The following is a 17156-nucleotide window of genomic DNA, read 5'->3' as shown; positions in this document are numbered from 1 at the left end:
TAAAGAGTAGAGGAGAAAGTAAAAACGGAGGTTTGAAGAATGGGACAAGTAAGCAGATTTCAAGAAAAACAACAGAATCGTCGTCAAAAGGCAATTTTTAATATTGCATTTACTTTGGTATTAGTGACAGTTGGTATAGTGACATACCAGTTGTTTACCCCTTCTAATACATCAAAGAAAGCAATTGCTCAAGAAAAGAAAGTAACAAAGATAGAAGAGAAGAAAACTGAAGATAAAGAAACAGCAAAGATAGAAGAGAAGAAAACTGAAGATAAAGAAATGGCAAAGATAGAAGAGAAGAAAACTGAAGATAAAGAAACAGCAAAGATAGAAGAGAAGAAAACTGAAGATAAAGAAGCAGCACAGTTAGAAGGGAAACAAAAAGTAGAAAAATCGGTAAAAACGAGCGGAAATGAAAATAAAGAGGAAGAAAAAACGGTATCTCAAGAAAAGGATTCTCAAACTAATCCTTCATGGAAGCCAATTGGTACAGAGCAAGGAGCAAAACCTGATATGAAATTTAAAGAAGGAACAGTAGATTGGAGTGAGATGAAAAAAGCAATCTCTTATGCTGTTGATGTTCCAGAGAGCCAATTGATTTTCGATTTTATTGGAAATAATGGTAATAATAAAGCCTACGGTAATGTACGAGATAAACAAAGTAATAAAAAATATAAGGTTAATATTGATTGGGTAGAGAATCAGGGGTGGAAACCAGCATCTGTACAAGTGGTAAAATAAATAATAGAAATGTAATTATGTGCTTAAAAGTTTACTCTTGTAAAAACTCATAAAAGAGTTTGTTTCAATCAGGACTCTTTTTGTTATGTTGACAGGATTAATTACTCAGGCTCAATTGTGAGATCCAGATGCAGACAAAGTTTGAAGTTTATTAAAATTTACCTGATTTAGTGCTTCGAGAGGTTCAAAATTGCATTTTTAAAGCACTAAATAATTAATGCTACCTTTTGAAATATTTTTGGTCTCATTTCATTAGAAACAATTCCGTCTATATAACTAAAAAATGTATTATAATATCTATTGAACATATGAATAGGATAACAATTACCTGCTGTTAGCAAGTTGCAGTATATCTAATGAAAAGATCACTTGTTTCTAAGACAAGTGATCTTTTTATATACATTTCCTTTGCTATTTTTGAAATTGAATAGATATTTCAATCTGTGTAATTACAATAGACTTGATTAAAATTAAAACTGCAACAAGGATAATACCGTCCATATTTGTAGTAAGAAATATATATATAATATCTTAATGCAAGGTTGGCCTATATTCTATGAAGATATTAAAAGATTATAGGAAACACTGAGAAACCGGAATTATTTTTATTACAATATTTATGCATATTTAGGTCTAAATAGCTGGGTATTAGCTAAGAAACTTGAGATATTAGACTCCTATTAAGTTAAAAATGGCCTTAAGTATATTTCCCATAAAGAAAATTATGTAAATAAGCTGTCCATATGGGCAGCTTATTGTATTTTTTGGTTTAGCTTGTTTTTTTTCGAAGTGCTGGCGGTTCCTCTACAAGTATTCTTGCATTTAAATTATTTTTAATATATTATATTTATATGGTTATATAGAAATGGACGTATACAAAAAGACTCAAATTTATTAATAAGATTTAAGTCCTTTTCAAAGATAAAAAGATTGTACCGAAATGGAATAAAACTTATACTTTTCTTTTTAATATGTATCTAGTAAAAAGACATTTTTCATCAATAAAATTGTATTTTCAATATAAACGGAAGTTTATTTATTTTCAATGATAGGAAATAGTGGGGCTAGAACATAGAGGAACAAGGAAACATATAGAGAAATCTGAAGAACCTGAAAACTATTGTATGTAGTTTGTTCATCTCAAGTACAATAAAAGAGTCTTACCTCTGTAGGCAAGACTCCACTAGTGTAGCTGTATAATATTTACATATCAACTAAAAAACAGAAACCATATAACACCAAGTAGCAGAATCCTAATATTCCTCCTACAGCTAATACTTGTTTAAACCAACTCTTAAATTTTATATTACTGTAAATATCTTGAACTTTTTCCATATTTCCTCCTATTAAGGCGAACCCTTAAAGACTCTCACTTCGTTATGGTACCATTAAAGAATGGCTAATAGAGGTCAAATATTGTCAAAACGTATAAATATGCAATATTGCATACAGAAATGTATTGTTACAAATGTAAGCGTTTACTATAATAAGTGTATAAAGTTTAATCACATCCCAGTACTAACAAAAGAGGAGGAAATAATATGGAAATCGCAATGGCAGTTTTAAAATTTATAGGTGGAGCAATCCCATTAGTTCAAGAGCTTCTAAAAGCATTTATGTAAATTCACTATTTAGCAATTATTTATAAAAATTATCATTCGTATGAGTAAAGCCCCTTTAACAATATTAGGGGGCTTTTTAAATTTCTACATATTTAAGGTTACGTCACATCAATATCAAGTTAAAAGTAAATTTTAAGAATAAACCTATAGAGGATATTTTATAGTGAATCAAGATCCTTTTACAAAGTTGTAGGCATTAAACTCCTACGGCTTTTATTATACTTTATTGAAGTAAAAAGTCTCTTCAGATTATCTCTCCGTTTCAAAAAACTCAATCCACTCCCCATCAGGACCAGCGAAGAATATGTAACGTGTTCCATCTGGTAATGTTTCGATTTCTTCTCCTAGTAAAAAGGTTACTGCGTGTTTCTTTAGTCTCTCGATTTCATCTTCTAATGAATCTACCTTAAAGCAAATGTGATGTACTTTTCCTTCTGCTGGCAAGGAAGAATTGTAGCCTTCAATTAATTCGAGTATCGTTTCTTTCGATTCTTCCACACCTAAAAAAGCGAGTTTTAAGTCTGGATTCGGGTGCCCCATACGTTGAAGGAGCTGTAAGCCGACTACTTCTTCATAAAATGAGATAGATGCTTCTAAGTTTGCAACCATAAGTCCTACGTGTTCAATTCTTCTAACTGGCATGTAGATTCCTTCTTTCTGAAAATTATATACAATATATTATTGAAAATTAAGAAAATAAGCAAGATAAAAACCTTACAAATTTTAGCGTGTTGTATGGTATAGTGAGAAAGTATGTTTGGGGAGAAGGAAGGAGATTATACGATGAATACACCTACTCAAACTCCTTCATTATCAGAAACGATGAAAGAGTGGCATTATGCATTAGCATATGAAATTAAACATTGGAAAACGATAGGTGGTAGTAAAATTTCTATCATGAACGGTCGTTTTTTATATACAGATTATGAGAATACAGTGTATGTATTTCAGCTTATTTCGGAAGTAAGCTTACCTGAAGGTTCACCAATTCGAATTGAGTTCGATGGTGAGGAAGCGACAGGAGAAGTATTATCTGTACATGGATTAGAAATAGAACTGAAATTAAATGATTATATACAAGGTGAAATAAGAGAAGCGGTTTTATACAGTGAACCGTGGCAACTTTTAGAGCAACTGCAAGAGCGATTGAAAGAAGCACGTAAAGATAAGCTAAAACGTAATCGTATAAAGCGTCTCGTTGATGGGACGAGCAGTCCGAAACATATTGAGAAGATGAAAAATCCGAAAAATGAACTGGCATATCGCGCATTTTACAATCCGACAACGTACGTATGGGGACCACCTGGAACAGGGAAGTCTTACAATTTATCACGTATTATTTCGGCTCATTATCAAAAAGGAAAATCGGTACTTGTGTTAGCTCATAGTAACGCGGCAGTAGACGTATTAATGAGTGAAGTAACGAAGCAAATTGAAAAGAAAAAGAAATGGACGCCTGGCGAAATTGTTCGTTACGGTTATAGTCAGCATGAACATATACGAAATCATGAAACGTTACTTGCATCGAAATTAGTTGAAACGACGAACGGATCATGGGGTGAGGAAAGACTCTACTTAGAAGAGACACGCCAAGATCTTCGTGAAAAAATCTTATCGTATAAAGCAACATCTGCTGATAAGAAGCGTATACAAGAGATTGAAAGTGAGCTTCGAAAGCAAAAGGCGAAAATTAAAGAAGTAGAAAAAGAATATATTGAAAATGCGAAAGTAATTGGTGCAACTTTATCGAAATGTGCCATTGATTCACTTATTTATGAGCGTACATTCGATTTAGTTGTCGTAGATGAAGTGAGTATGGCGTTCGTTCCGCAAATCGCATTAGCTGCTTCACTTGGGAAACGTATCGTCGTTTGCGGTGACTTTTTACAGTTACCTCCAATTGCGATGGCGAACCATGAACTCGTTCGCAAATGGCTTGGGGAAGATATGTTTTACCATGCTGGGATTGTTGAGTCTGTTAATAAATCAGAAGCACACCCAAACCTATTTATGTTGCAGGAACAAAGACGTATGCATGCGGATATATCGAAGTTTACGAATTCGTTTATTTATAAAAATAGAGTATACGATCATCCGTCTGTTTCAGAGCGTAAAGAACTTGCGCAATTGCAGCCGTTCGCAAATGAAGCGAGTGTTTTATTTGATACGAGCCAAATGGGAGCTTTTTCGTTAAAAGATGCTGCTTCTGGTTCCCGTTTTAACATTATGTCTGGTTTAGTAGCGATGCAAATGATGTTAATCGGATTGTTAGACGGTGTTCAGTCGATTGGTGTTGTGACACCTTACAGGGCGCAGTCACGCTTTTTATCGACGTATATTAGAGAAATGTTGCAGAGAACGAAATATCAAAACATACCAGTTTTAGCGGCGACAGTTCATAAGTTTCAAGGTTCTGAAAGAGATATGATGATCTTTGATACGGTTGACAGTTATCCGCAAGAACGACCTGGCGTGTTATTCTTTGACCATAAAAATCATCGCCTCGTCAATGTAGCAGTGACAAGGGCGAGAGGGAAGTTCATTCAATTATCAGATTGCCATTATATGCGTAAAAATCTTTCTAGAAAACAAGCGTTATCACAATTAACAGCTCATATAGAACGTCACGGAGATGTGTATGATCGCACGACATCAAGACAATTGTGGGAACGGAAAATTTCGAAACGTTTACGCTGGTTTATGGAAATGAATCTTGAAGAGCCGAAAGGGCTATTAAAAGATATTTTAGCCGCAAAACGAAAAATTATTATTTCACTGCCAAGTACGAAACAAGTAGATAAACGAGTATGGCAAGCGTTAATGCGTACAAATGCACAAATAACAGTTTATAGTGATGGACCAGTTCCGCTGAAAAATGTAAAGTTACAAAGACAAAATAAAGCATTCCCATTCTTAGTAATTGATGATGAAATCTTCTGGGCAGGCGCACCGCTTACATCTCAAATGATATTTGAAGGTAGTACGGAATTTCCGTACGTATGTGCAAGACTGCAAGCACCTGAGACAATTGGTGTATTAAAAGGATTTTTAGATATTCGGTAAATTCGGATAGGAATTCCTTGACTTTTACTTGGAATGAACTTAGAATAAAAAATAATTTAATATAATTTTATGAAAATTCTTATCACGAGAGGTGGAGGGACTGGCCCTATGATACCTCGGCAGCGGATTCGTTATGAATACTGTGCCAATTCCAGCAAGGTAACTTGAAAGATAAGAAAGAAGCTCATTTTGACTGTATATACAGAAGCCTCTTTCTATCTTTTAGAAAGAGGCTTTTTTACGTGAAAATAAAAGGAGGAAGAACAATGGGAGCGACAGGAGTAACGTCACAAAGAAAAACAATTGAAGAGAGTATCGAAAGAAATAAGGAAAAGTACATAGAAACAAGTCATGATATTCATGCGAATCCAGAGATTGGTAACCAAGAGTTTTACGCATCTAGGACGTTAAGTTTATTGCTAGGCAGTGCAGGATTTCAGTTGCAGCACAATATAGCTGGACATGAAACGGGGTTTATTGCGCGAAAAAGTTCTGGAAAGCAAGGACCGGCAATTGCATTTTTAGCGGAGTACGACGCTTTACCAGGACTCGGTCATGCGTGTGGTCACAATTTAATTGGCACAATTAGCGTTGCAGCAGCAATTGCATTATCAGAAACACTTGAAGAAATTGGCGGGGAAGTTGTCGTGTTTGGTACACCAGCAGAAGAAGGTGGGCCAAATGGTAGCGCGAAATCAAGTTATGTAAAGGCAGGTTTATTTAAAGACATTGATGCGGCGCTTATGATTCATCCGAGCGGAAAAACAGCAACAACGAGTCCTTCACTAGCAGTCGATCCACTTGATTTTCATTTTTACGGAAAAACAGCTCACGCTGCAGCTTCGCCGGAAGAAGGGATTAATGCATTAGATGCGGTTATTCAGCTCTATAACGGTATAAACGCACTTCGCCAACAACTTCCGGCAGACGTGAGAATTCATGGCGTCATTACAGAAGGCGGAAAAGCACCTAACATTATTCCTGACTATGCCGCGGCTAGGTTCTTCATCCGTGCAGCAACGCGAAAAAGATGCGCGGAAGTAACAGAAAAAGTAAGAAACATTGCTGAGGGAGCAGCGTTAGCAACAGGTGCAAAAGTAAAAATCCATCAATTCCAAAATGAAATCGATGAATTACTCGTAACAAAAACATATAACGATATCGTAGCGGAAGAACTAGAACTATTAGGTGAAGATGTAAATCGTAAAGAAAGAGTAGGGATTGGTTCAACCGACGCAGGAAACGTCAGCCAAGTTGTGCCGACAATTCATCCGTACATTAAAATTGGTCCAGATGACTTAATTGCGCATACGAATGAATTTAGAGAAGCAGCACGTTCAGAACTAGGAGATAAAGCATTAATTACATCGGCAAAAGCATTAGCGAATACAGCGTATCGATTAATTACAGAAGAAGGGTTGTTAGAGAAGGTGAAGGAGGAGTTTAGGGAGACACAGAGGAATCAAGGGTAAGGGATTAAGGTGCTTTTTTCGAATAGCAATCGAATTAATAAGTAGAGATATAAAAAGAACATTGAAAAATCAATGTTCTTTTTTGTTTGCTAGTCATTGATTTTGTTGGTTTTTCTCAAGAAAGAGAAAATTTTACTGTTAGTGAGGATAATAATACGTATCCCTTTATTAGAATGACAATTTCTCCTCGAACTCACTCTTTAAAACAATTAAAGGAGATGATAATCCGAATTGCATTAACGAGTCTAAAAACGCAGCGAGGGAATCCATCGAATCGCTCATGACCTTCATCATATAATTAAATTCCCCGCTAATTCGATATAAATCAGTTACTTCAGGAGCGGCATTACAATATTGGATGAAATCAGAGCATTGGCTCGTTTTAAACATGATGAATGCTTGAATGCTTTTATTAATTTTGGAAGGCTCAAATTTCGTTCGGTAAGCCGCTATAACTCCTTGATCTTCAAGTTTATTAATACGCTCTTTTACAGCAGGTTGCGTCATGGATATAATTCGTCCTATTTCTGAAACAGAAATTCTCGCATTTTCATACAACAAGTTCATAATCTTATGATCGATTTCATCCAGTTTTACTGTGTTTTGCATTGTGTAGCCTCCTTATTTTATTTTCTAAAGTAAAACGTAAGTTATAACTATAATATCATAAGTAAACGAATTGAATTACTTATAAATCTATATTTAAAATTATCGGTGTTTGCATGAAAATATAAGTGTTGGATTTTTTAAACGGAAATTTAGAAAGGATGGAAAAAATGAAGAATCTTGATGGGAAAGTAGCGTTAGTAACAGGGGCGAGTCGCGGTATTGGTCGTGCGATTGCGATGAGATTGGCAAACGACGGTGCATTAGTTGTGATTCACTACGGACGAAATAAGGCAGCTGCAGATGAAACAATTAGTGAGATTGAATCTAATGGAGGAAAAGCATTCTTAATTGAAGCAGAACTCAATTCAATTGATGGTGTCAAGAAGCTAGTAGAACAATTGAAGAATGAATTACAAGTAAGGGTTGGTACATCAGAGATTGATATTTTAGTAAACAATGCAGGGATAGGTACACAAGGAACGATTGAAAATACGACAGAAGAAGTTTTTGATGAAATTATGTCTGTAAATATTAAGGCACCGTTCTTCTTAATTCAGCAAACATTGCCGTTACTACGAGCAGAGGGGCGTATTATTAACATTTCATCAGCTGAAGTACGACTTGGTTTTACAGGCTCAATTGCATACGGCTTAAGTAAAGGTGCATTAAATACGATGACACTTCCTCTAGCTAAACATCTCGGAGAAAGAGGTATAACAGTGAATACAATTATGCCTGGATATACGAAGACAGATATTAATGCAAAATTGCTAGATGATCCGGAAATACGAAGTTTTGCTACGAATTCATCTGTGTTCGAACGAATAGGGCAAGTTGAAGATATTGCAGATGCAGTAGCATTCCTTGCTTCTGCTGATAGCCGCTGGATAACAGGGCAGATTTTAGATGTTTCTGGAGGGTTTTGTTTATAGGGGCACTGCTCCATACCCATCAAGCTAATCAAGTAAATTACTAGATATGAAACGATCCTTGTTTCATATCTGGTAATTTATAGAAAGATAGGCATGCTAAAGAAGTCTATTAAAACGTGATTTTTTGGCTAGGCAACTTGAATAAGGGGGCATTTCTTTTTCTTAAGTTGATGGGTATGTATGGTGACCTCTATTAGACGATAGTGAATTAACAATTTCGGGGTTCAGTTCAACTTTATTCAAAATAAGATTTTTTTTGCAGTAAAATCAATGTTAGTGGAACTTTTTTAAACAAACTTTTTTCTAAATTAACATAAATACTTGTAATATTTAAATTAGTACTATATAGTTCTAGTTATGACAAAGGTAAAATTAATGAATCAAAAACGTGTGATTGAAGTAGCTGCAACATTATTTTTAGAAAAAGGGTTTGCTTATACAAGTATGGATGAATTAGTACGTGTAAGCAAAGTTTCAAAGTCTAATGTGTATTATCACTTTTCTAATAAGGAAGTATTATTAGAAGCGGTCGTTGATTATTGGATTGAAATGTATCAATCTGCAATTGATGACGTACTTTCTCAGAACCAATTTTTAGTTGAAGATCGTATCCAACTGTTTTTAAAGCAATTATCACAAGGAGTTCAGTCGAGAGAGTATAAGGGGAGCTGTCCATTTATTACTCTTTATATTCAAAGTCCTAAACAGGCCACGCAAATAAAAGAAAAAATAGGTCTTTTTTTTACAGGATTACAAAAGAAAGTTTCTCTATTACTTAAACAAGGGGTAGAGAATGGAGAATTTAGAAATACGATTCATATTGATGAGGTTGCATCACTTTTTATTACAAATCTTGAAGGAGCGTTATTTATTTCAGAAACATTGAAGGATGCAACTGTAATCACGAAAACAGCAGATCATTTTTTAAAATTGCTTCGATAAAAGAAGCATTTTTTTTAAATCAAATTAGTACTGATTAGTACTAAAAGGGGGATTTTATATGAGAACAGTATTTTTAACTGGTGGAACAGGCTTTATTGGACAGCAATTAGTGAAAGAATTAGCCAAAGAGGATGTTAAAATTCTTCTTTTAGTAAGGTCGAAAAGTAAAGCAATACGCCTTTTTCAAGAAAGAGGAAACTTAAAAAAGGAAGTTATGCACTTTATTGAAGGTGATTTGACGAAAATAGATTTAGATCTAAGTGCTGAAGATAAGGAGAGGGTATTGAAAACGGATGTGATTATTCACGCAGGAGGCCCCATGGATATACAAGCGACAAGTAAAGAGGCAGCTTCCGTATTTTTACATGGTGCCAAACATATTAGTGACTTAGCTAAAAGTATTCATCAATTGAAGGGCTTGCAACAATTTATTCATGTTGTAGGTTATATGAGTCCCTTTAATGATAAAAATAGCAAGATTGCAATTGATGTGTTTCAAGAAGGAAATAATTATTTGAAAATAAAAAATCCATATGAGAGAACAAAATTTTTAGCAGATCTTTATATCCGTCAGCAGGCATCAGCAGTAGGTTATCCGCTTTCTGTAATTAATCCGCCAACTGTAGTCGGTAGTAGTAAAACAGGGAGTACAGAGCAGATAGCAGGATTAGGTTTGCTTGTGATGAGTATGCGAAGAGGGCTCATGCCAATGATTCCTGGAGGTAAGGGATATAGGTTACCACTTATTTCAAACGATGAGCTTGCGAAGTTTATTGTGCAGGTTTTCAGATTAGAGCAACCGACTATTCAAACATATACACTTGTTGAAGACAAACAGCACGATCAGAACATTGCTGAGTTATTAAGTATTATGTCAGAAAGTATGAATATGAGGGCACCAAAAATCTCTGTCCCAATGCCACTTATGAAAGCAATTATGAATAGTGGAGTAAGTAAAATAACAAAAATTCCTTCTGATGGACTGAATTTTATTACAAAACGAAAATTTTCAAATGTTTCAGCGAAAAAAATTATGGGAGGGGATTGGTTTAAGAAGACGAGTGTAATGAAATTTCTCCCTGCCGTAGTAGCTGATCTGGATTATCGAATGATAGATCAAAATGGCCAGCATAATCATTTATTTAAACGAACATTATGCGATAACACTACCCTTTACCAATTACAAGGAGAGGGTAAACCGTTTATTTTATTACATGGTTTATTGAGTGATGGAGAGGATTTATTTCCTTTAGCACAAGAGCTTCATGAAAAAACTGGTCAACCTGTATGGATCTTGGATCTTCCAGGTTTGGGACGTTCTCCTTTTAAACGAGAGAAAAATCTTCTAGATATCTATTTGAATGTAGTGAAAAAGTTATTGGAGAAAGCTACGAATGGTGCACATCTAATTGGTCATTCATTCGGTGCATTTATTCTTCTGGAAGCATTGGTACAAGAGTACATAGATAAGAAGTATTCAATCACTTTACTTCAGCCACCTGTTGTTAAAAAAAATGCTAAATCGCTAAATGTTCCTCAATTTATGAACAAATGGACATTAAAACTGGCAACTACTAATTTCATAGAGCGATATTTATTAAGTAATGGTTTGTTTGAAAGTATAGAGAGTATCCCTGAACATTATATTGAAAAAATAAGGAGCAGTTTTACTTCTCCTAGAATTTTAAATACTACGGTTCAGCTTAACAGTTTACTACTGAAAAACGATCAAGGTGATTTCAATGAAGTAACAAAGTATAATCTTCACATTATTTGGGGGGATTATGACAGAGGTTATTCTGCTCCATCGCATCTTGGTAAGGTTGATTTTGTTCCATATGGCCATCATTTTCCTCTTAGCCATCCGAGTGAAACGGCAACATTAGTAATGAAAAATAGTAATACTAGCAGATGAGAGTTTGGGATAAATAAAAAGTGTGTAGTAAAATCGTTGTGTTTTTGAAATAAAATCGTACTGTGTGGGGGCCCACCCCATCACTATCAGACTAAGAAACGCAAATACCTCAAAACGAAAAAATGAGCATTTTATTACAAGATAGTACAAAATTTCGTTCTGGGGATGCTATAAAATTTTAGCTTGATGGCGATGTGGTGCTACCCCACATCCATCAACTTAAGGATTTTGTGCTGGTTTAAAATAAAGTTTGGTTAAAAAATCATTCTAAACCCATAATTTCAATGCATATAAAAAGCCATTGTTTTAAACAGTAATTGAACAAAACGATGGCTCTCTTTTATTTTCCAGAACTGTTTTTCATAAAAAAGTCTGATTAATTTAATTTTCCTTATACCACTAACGCACCATTTAGTTTAATAAGAATGAATGGATTTAAACTTTCTTCCAATAAAGTTAGCAGGTACAGGGTTGAGTTCTATTTCTCTTGACCAAACAGAGAGTTGACCAATGTGGTGAATCTCATGAGCAATTATATGATGTAATATTTCCTCAACAGTATATTTATCTTCATCCCAAGCAACACATACAGCTTTCTCTTTTAATTCATCTAAATTTTTTTTGAGAAATTCAGCTATTTCATTCCGGAATCTATCTGAAAGAGATTTAACCCTTTCAAGTGTATCATAATCAGCAAATTCAACTACTATGTCTTCTTTGCCTTGAATACCACGAACCCAACTATATTCAACATCAATAATGTGAAAAAGGGTATATAAAATACTTCCTACTCCTCCAGTTCGCTCTTTTATCAACTCTTCATTTGATAGTTGATTACACCATTCAAACCATTCGTCTCTTACTTGCCAGTTATATTTAAAAAAATTTATCAATGTAAATACTCCCCTATATAATTGTTTATAGCAATAAGAATTAGCTTTTGTCACTAAAACCCCTCTTTTTATTGAAGTAACCTGCCCTGTTAGTTCAATAAAACAAGCTCTAGATAAGTAATCTCGAGCAAAAGCGTTGCACCTTATTAAAACAACACGTCTTTTTTAAACTTCGTGACTTTATTCCAAATCCGTATATAGACTATTTTTGGAGTTAAAAGCACGTTACTATTCTCTTATATTAATGAGAAAGGGTGACGTACTTTTTATGAATATCCACCAAAAACAAGAGTTATCTTTATTTGCCGAAGAGTTATATCGATATATGTCTCCCGCTACACTTAATCAATTAGCTATAGAAGCAGGCGGGATGAAACGAAAACGTAAGTGCCATGGGCACCATTTCTTATCTTTGTGTGTATGGTTAAATCAACAAGTCGCTACTACCTCTCTTACTCAACTTTGTAGTCAGTTAGAAACCTCAACAGGAATTTTATTAAGTCCGGAGGGACTTAATCGACGCTTTAACTCAGCCTCTGTAGCTTTCTTTCGAACTGCATTTACTACACTTCTACAAGCTAAAATTGGAGGTTTATCTAAGATTTCTCATTCTCTTTCAGCTTACTTTGAGCGCATTCGCATCCTTGATTCTACAACCTTCCAAGTTCCAGATCGATTCGCAGCTACTTATCCTGGTGCCGGAGGATGCAGTCATAAAGCTGGTGTGAAAATTCAACTAGAGTATGACTTGTTGAGTGGGGAATTTTCTGATGTGGAAATTGAACCAGGAAAACGAAGTGATCAGGCATATAGTGCGACTCGAACAGGTATGGCACAAAAGAATGAACTATATATTCGTGACTTAGGATATTTTCGTTTACAAGACTTTAAGTCTATTCAAGACAAGCAAGGATATTATTTATCACGTCTTAAGTTACCAACTAAAATATACAGAAAAAAGTTCGAAACAGTTGTATTTAAAACAAAGCCCACTCAATTGAGACCGGTATATATACAAATTCATTTGGAAGACATCATGACACAATTACAACCTGGCCAAGTGTATGAATTACATGATGTTTATGTAGGGAGTAAAGACAAACTACCTACTCGCATTGTGGTTTATAGATGTACCGAGGAGCAAAAACAGAAACGCCTACGTGACCGAGCTATTCGCGAAAAGAAAAAAGGAATTACTTATACAGAGCGTACGAAGCTTTTACAAGGTATTACGGTATATATGACAAACATTCCTACGGAATGGGTACCAAAAGAGAAAATCTATGATTTATATTCACTACGTTGGCAAATTGAACTGTTATTTAAAATATGGAAATCTTGGTTTCAAATTCATCGTTGTAAATCTATTAAACAAGAACGATTAGAATGTCACCTTTATGGGCAACTCATTAGTATTCTATTATGTTCTTCTACCATGTTTAAAATGCGAGAACTCCTGTTACGGAAGAAACAGAAAGAGCTAAGTGAATATAAAGCGATGTACATAATTAAGGATTATTTTTCACTTTTTTACCAAGCATTACACAAAAACACCCAAGAATTATCAAAGGTTCTCCTTCGTCTGTTTAACCTCCTACAGCACAACGGACGAAAATCTCATCGATATGAGAAAAAGACAGTCTTTGATATTTTGGGTGTTGTGTATGATTATACCACTTCTACTCATCATGTAGCATAGTAAAAAATTGAAGCCTGTCAGGGTTTATTTGATATGCCCACTTTTATAAAATCTATAAAAGATAATAAAAAGCTATATGGAAAGACCGCATTTTGTATAAAAATATACCTTAAGTTGATGGGCATGTGGTGCTACCCCATGCCCATCAACTTAAGAATGTAGAACTCCCCAAAAAAATTATGAGTTTTTTGTTACAAGTTATCACAAAATTTCGTTTTTGGGTAGTTTTATTTTCTTAGCTTGATGGCGATGAGCGGTACCCCATAAAGGCCCCTGATACATAATTGATGTTCTGCCATTTGTAGAAAACAATCCACTTATACCATTTTAACAAGAAGAAATATCTCGTCCATGTTGTAATATTGGCTTACGTTAAGCTTGTGAAAAAAACATATTCATGTATAATACAATTGATGTATGATGCATTAGTTGTAGGAGGGTGACCTATTTGAAAAGAGAAGATGCCTTAAAACTAAGAACGGATATTAAGAAAATGATTATAATAACTGGGGTTTTTGAATCTCAAAATTTGCCCAATGGACCATTTGAAAAACCTTTACCAACTTCTCAAATGATGGCGTTAGAGGAACTAGAGGTGGAAAAATTAACTGTTTGGCAACTATCCAATAAACTTAGATTAGAGACTTCAACTGTAAGTAGATTGGTAGATAAGTTAGTAAAAAAGGGGCTTGTTTATCGTGAAGTAAATGAAAAAAATAGAAGAGAACTTTTTCTGCACCTCACAGAAAAAGGTCACATAACTGTTAATTGCTTAAGAGAGCAATCCATTACATTTTATCAAAGTATTCTCAATAATTTATCAGAATCAGAACAAAAAATAGTTGTGGATGGTTTTGAATTATTTATTGATTCTATTTCTAAGTCTTTTGATTAGAGTGAGGTAAGTCATAACATTTGGAGGATAAAATGAGTTTGCATTTTGAACGTCCTATTATTGAATTAAAAGAGAAATTTGATGAATTAAAGAAAATTATGAAAGAAAATAATGTAGATTTATCGTCAGAAATTCATGAATTAGAAAAACGTTTAAATAAAATGCAAGATAAAATTTATTCTAATATTACACCTTTTCAACGAGTTCAAATTGCAAGGCTACGTAACCGACCCACGACATTGGACTATATACCTTTATTGTTTACAAACTTTCTCGAACTTCATGGTGATCGATTATATGGTGATGATAAAGCAATGATAGGTGGTATTGCAAAATTTAAAGGAATGCCCGTTACGGTTATTGGTCATCAAAGAGGTAGAAATACAAAGGAAAGTATAGAAAGAAATTTTGGAATGGCACATCCAGAAGGTTATAGAAAAGCGCTAAGACTTATGAAACAAGCTGATAAATTTAATCGCCCTATTATTACATTTATTGATACAATAGGCGCCTATCCAGGGATAGGGTCTGAAGAACGTGGAATTTCTGAAGCGATAGCTCGAAATCTATTTGAAATGACTACACTTAAAGTGCCAATTGTTTGTATTGTAATTGGAGAGGCATCAAGTGGTGGAGCTCTTGGCATTAGTGTCGGTAACCATATCCATATGTTAGAGTATTCATGGTACTCGGTGATTTCGCCAGAAGGAGCAGCATCTATCCTATGGAAGGACGCTAAGTATGCTCCAGAAGCTGCTGAACATATGAAAATTTCAGCAAAAGATTTAAAACATTTAGGAATTATTGATGAAATCATTCCTGAAATTAAAGGTGGAGCACAAAATGATATAAAATCACAGGCAAAAATGATTGAATCTGTAATCGAATTATCTCTAAAAAAATTGATACTATTATCCTCAGAAGAGCTTATACAACAGCGGTATGAAAAGTATAGACAAATAAAGAATTATAAATGAAAATATTTAAAGTCCGTATTACATTTCGGAGGATTCTCGCGGAAAAATTTTAAATATTTTGTAAGTAACCTCTTAAACTGGGATATGCTGATACTATTACTCTACAAAAGATGTGTGATCGGTATGGAAAAGGAAAATTTGTTCAAATGGAAGCATTATCACATACCCATCAACTTAAGAAATTGATTGTTCCCCAAAACGAAAAAATGAGCTGAATTCTCATAAATAATTGTAAAAAGGTGAAAATTTCGTTATGAGGGGGATCACAAAAGCTTAGGTTGATGGCAATGGGGTACCGCCACATCGCTATCAAGCTAAACTTCTGAAATATCCCCAAAACGAAAATTTCATCCTTTCATAGTTGTCCATAGGATCTTAGGGTGATTTTCATTTTTGAGAAGAATACATTTCTCAAATTGATGGCAATTATGGAGGGGTAAAAATAATGTTACGATGTTTATAAAAAATATGCGAAGAAATATGTTAATAGATTTTTTAATAATATTCATATAAAATACTATTTTGACTTAGATTAAACTTTGTTTCAAACAAACATTAAAATTTATTTTAAAGAAAGGGAAATATGGTAGAAAATGAAAGCAAATATTAAAATTATTGAAAAGCTTAAAGAAGAATCTTGTACCTTCTACATTCACAAAGTAACATCTTTTATTCTAGATATGGTATCAACACTAGAGAATAGTTCTGATAACTATTTAATAGTTAATTCTACTCACAAAGGTGAACAAGAAAAAATTTCTTGCTCAACTGTTATTTATTTGGAATATCTTGAAAGGAAAATTTTTGTTTATACAAAAGAAAATATATTTGAGATAAAAAGTCCTTTATATAAATTACAATCTGAACTTCCAGATAATTTCACTAGAATTTCAAAAACTATAATTATCAATATTCATTTTTTAAACAAATTCTCCGCTAAAGCAAACGGAAATTTGGAAGCACTGCTTTCAAACAGAGAAAAAGTAATTGTATCAAGAAAATATGTTTCTTCATTAAAAAAACAGCTAAAAAACCATTCCCGATAACCACTTATGTATTGATTTTTACCACTTATGTTTAAAAGCATTTCTTTATATCTCCTTTGATGTAAATATTAATAAAAACAAAGGAGGATATACAATGTATACTATGATTAAAGAAGTATTTATAAGAACTCCATTATGGGTATGGATATTATTATTCATTTTAATAAAAAGGGGTATTGCTATTTCTCAAGAAAGACCAATTAATTTATCTAAAATGTTCCTTGTTCCCATGATTTTTATGATATGGGGGTTAGATAAAATTATCACTAAATTTTCTTACTTAGGATATTGTTTAATAAGCTATACGATTTTCATTCTTCCAGGTATTATGATTGGATATTTGTTATATG

Annotated in this window: 14 protein-coding genes, 2 pseudogenes and 1 riboswitch; of the genes and pseudogenes, 12 read left to right on the top strand and 4 right to left on the bottom strand. The window is 33.9% G+C overall.

The features are described from left to right. The first annotated feature begins 39 nt into the window (after window positions 1-39). Window positions 40-741 carry a YrrS family protein gene (locus tag BUA87_RS07650; protein ID WP_072938984.1) on the top strand — a complete coding sequence of 234 codons (702 nt, stop codon included), beginning with the start codon at window positions 40-42 and terminating at the stop codon, window positions 739-741. Window positions 742-1944: 1203 nt separating this feature from the next. On the opposite strand, the gene BUA87_RS31695 is transcribed toward BUA87_RS07650, so the two are convergent. Then, on the bottom strand, window positions 1945-2076 hold the full coding sequence (locus BUA87_RS31695) for a hypothetical protein (RefSeq protein ID WP_000416932.1): 132 nt from the start codon (window positions 2074-2076) through the stop codon (window positions 1945-1947). A gap of 99 nt (window positions 2077-2175) precedes the next feature. Between BUA87_RS31695 and BUA87_RS32115 the strand changes: the two are divergent. Then, a pseudogene (locus BUA87_RS32115) lies at window positions 2176-2363 on the top strand (hypothetical protein). A 249-nt stretch (window positions 2364-2612) separates the two neighbouring features. On the opposite strand, the gene BUA87_RS07640 reads toward BUA87_RS32115, so the two are convergent. Beyond that, complete coding sequence (locus BUA87_RS07640; protein WP_001145271.1) at window positions 2613-3005, bottom strand: VOC family protein; 393 nt, start codon at window positions 3003-3005, stop codon at window positions 2613-2615. A gap of 111 nt (window positions 3006-3116) precedes the next feature. Here BUA87_RS07640 and BUA87_RS07635 point away from each other — a divergent pair, with 111 nt between their 5' ends. After that, entirely contained in the window at window positions 3117-5426 is a 2310-nt protein-coding gene (locus tag BUA87_RS07635; RefSeq protein WP_002094077.1) for an AAA domain-containing protein, read from the top strand. A 76-nt stretch (window positions 5427-5502) separates the two neighbouring features. Then, window positions 5503-5604, top strand: a riboswitch (SAM riboswitch). Between the two features lie 88 nt (window positions 5605-5692). Beyond that, on the top strand, window positions 5693-6898 hold the full coding sequence (locus tag BUA87_RS07630) for a M20 family metallopeptidase (RefSeq protein WP_072938982.1): 1206 nt from the start codon (window positions 5693-5695) through the stop codon (window positions 6896-6898). Between the two features lie 168 nt (window positions 6899-7066). Here the strand turns inward: BUA87_RS07630 and BUA87_RS07625 are convergent, their stop codons facing one another. After that, on the bottom strand, window positions 7067-7507 hold the full coding sequence (locus BUA87_RS07625; RefSeq protein WP_072938980.1) for an Lrp/AsnC family transcriptional regulator: 441 nt from the start codon (window positions 7505-7507) through the stop codon (window positions 7067-7069). 167 nt (window positions 7508-7674) lie between these two features. On the opposite strand from BUA87_RS07625, the gene BUA87_RS07620 reads away from it, so the two are divergent. From BUA87_RS07620 to BUA87_RS07610, 3 genes are all read left to right on the top strand, one after another. After that, complete coding sequence (locus BUA87_RS07620; protein WP_000792677.1) at window positions 7675-8439, top strand: SDR family oxidoreductase; 765 nt, start codon at window positions 7675-7677, stop codon at window positions 8437-8439. 375 nt (window positions 8440-8814) lie between these two features. Beyond that, window positions 8815-9381 (top strand): TetR/AcrR family transcriptional regulator, encoded by a 567-nt coding sequence (locus tag BUA87_RS07615; protein ID WP_001072309.1) that lies wholly within the window; start codon window positions 8815-8817, stop codon window positions 9379-9381. Between the two features lie 58 nt (window positions 9382-9439). Continuing rightward, window positions 9440-11296: an alpha/beta fold hydrolase gene (locus BUA87_RS07610; RefSeq protein ID WP_072938977.1), complete on the top strand. Its 1857-nt coding sequence runs from the start codon at window positions 9440-9442 to the stop codon at window positions 11294-11296. Window positions 11297-11712: 416 nt separating this feature from the next. Here the strand turns inward: BUA87_RS07610 and BUA87_RS07605 are convergent, their stop codons facing one another. Continuing rightward, window positions 11713-12189, bottom strand: coding sequence for a DinB family protein (locus BUA87_RS07605; RefSeq protein WP_033667686.1), 477 nt, complete (start codon window positions 12187-12189; stop codon window positions 11713-11715). A 268-nt stretch (window positions 12190-12457) separates the two neighbouring features. Here BUA87_RS07605 and BUA87_RS07600 point away from each other — a divergent pair, with 268 nt between their 5' ends. The 5 genes and pseudogenes from BUA87_RS07600 to BUA87_RS31530 all read left to right on the top strand — a co-directional run. Next, on the top strand, window positions 12458-13888 hold the full coding sequence (locus BUA87_RS07600; RefSeq protein WP_110497015.1) for an IS4 family transposase: 1431 nt from the start codon (window positions 12458-12460) through the stop codon (window positions 13886-13888). Between the two features lie 448 nt (window positions 13889-14336). Further along, window positions 14337-14783, top strand: a complete 447-nt coding sequence (locus BUA87_RS07595; RefSeq protein ID WP_002094076.1) for a MarR family winged helix-turn-helix transcriptional regulator — start codon at window positions 14337-14339, stop codon at window positions 14781-14783. A gap of 32 nt (window positions 14784-14815) precedes the next feature. Next, window positions 14816-15760 carry an acetyl-CoA carboxylase carboxyltransferase subunit alpha gene (locus BUA87_RS07590; protein WP_000052084.1) on the top strand — a complete coding sequence of 315 codons (945 nt, stop codon included), beginning with the start codon at window positions 14816-14818 and terminating at the stop codon, window positions 15758-15760. Between the two features lie 593 nt (window positions 15761-16353). Next, window positions 16354-16806 (top strand): LytTR family DNA-binding domain-containing protein, encoded by a 453-nt coding sequence (locus tag BUA87_RS07585; protein ID WP_061660782.1) that lies wholly within the window; start codon window positions 16354-16356, stop codon window positions 16804-16806. A gap of 94 nt (window positions 16807-16900) precedes the next feature. Next, a pseudogene (locus BUA87_RS31530) lies at window positions 16901-17156 on the top strand (hypothetical protein); the annotation flags it as partial.

The sequence above is a fragment of the Bacillus sp. bc15 genome (genome assembly GCF_900142585.1).
In the GTDB taxonomy this organism is placed as follows: Bacteria; Bacillota; Bacilli; order Bacillales; family Bacillaceae_G; genus Bacillus_A; species Bacillus_A cereus.
The sequence above is the reverse complement of the archived record's forward strand: the minus strand, read 5'-3'. Positions and strand labels throughout refer to the sequence as shown.

What these genes read in the sequence shown, in the direction of transcription:
- BUA87_RS07650 (WP_072938984.1), top strand. Translation starts at nt 40, where the DNA reads ATGGGACAAGTAAGCAGATTTCAAGAAAAACAACAGAATCGTCGTCAA.
- BUA87_RS31695 (WP_000416932.1), bottom strand. Translation starts at nt 2,076, where the DNA reads ATGGAAAAAGTTCAAGATATTTACAGTAATATAAAATTTAAGAGTTGG.
- BUA87_RS07640 (WP_001145271.1), bottom strand. Translation starts at nt 3,005, where the DNA reads ATGCCAGTTAGAAGAATTGAACACGTAGGACTTATGGTTGCAAACTTA.
- BUA87_RS07635 (WP_002094077.1), top strand. Translation starts at nt 3,117, where the DNA reads ATGTTTGGGGAGAAGGAAGGAGATTATACGATGAATACACCTACTCAA.
- BUA87_RS07630 (WP_072938982.1), top strand. Translation starts at nt 5,693, where the DNA reads ATGGGAGCGACAGGAGTAACGTCACAAAGAAAAACAATTGAAGAGAGT.
- BUA87_RS07625 (WP_072938980.1), bottom strand. Translation starts at nt 7,507, where the DNA reads ATGCAAAACACAGTAAAACTGGATGAAATCGATCATAAGATTATGAAC.
- BUA87_RS07620 (WP_000792677.1), top strand. Translation starts at nt 7,675, where the DNA reads ATGAAGAATCTTGATGGGAAAGTAGCGTTAGTAACAGGGGCGAGTCGC.
- BUA87_RS07615 (WP_001072309.1), top strand. Translation starts at nt 8,815, where the DNA reads ATGAATCAAAAACGTGTGATTGAAGTAGCTGCAACATTATTTTTAGAA.
- BUA87_RS07610 (WP_072938977.1), top strand. Translation starts at nt 9,440, where the DNA reads ATGAGAACAGTATTTTTAACTGGTGGAACAGGCTTTATTGGACAGCAA.
- BUA87_RS07600 (WP_110497015.1), top strand. Translation starts at nt 12,458, where the DNA reads ATGAATATCCACCAAAAACAAGAGTTATCTTTATTTGCCGAAGAGTTA.
- BUA87_RS07590 (WP_000052084.1), top strand. Translation starts at nt 14,816, where the DNA reads ATGAGTTTGCATTTTGAACGTCCTATTATTGAATTAAAAGAGAAATTT.
- BUA87_RS07585 (WP_061660782.1), top strand. Translation starts at nt 16,354, where the DNA reads ATGAAAGCAAATATTAAAATTATTGAAAAGCTTAAAGAAGAATCTTGT.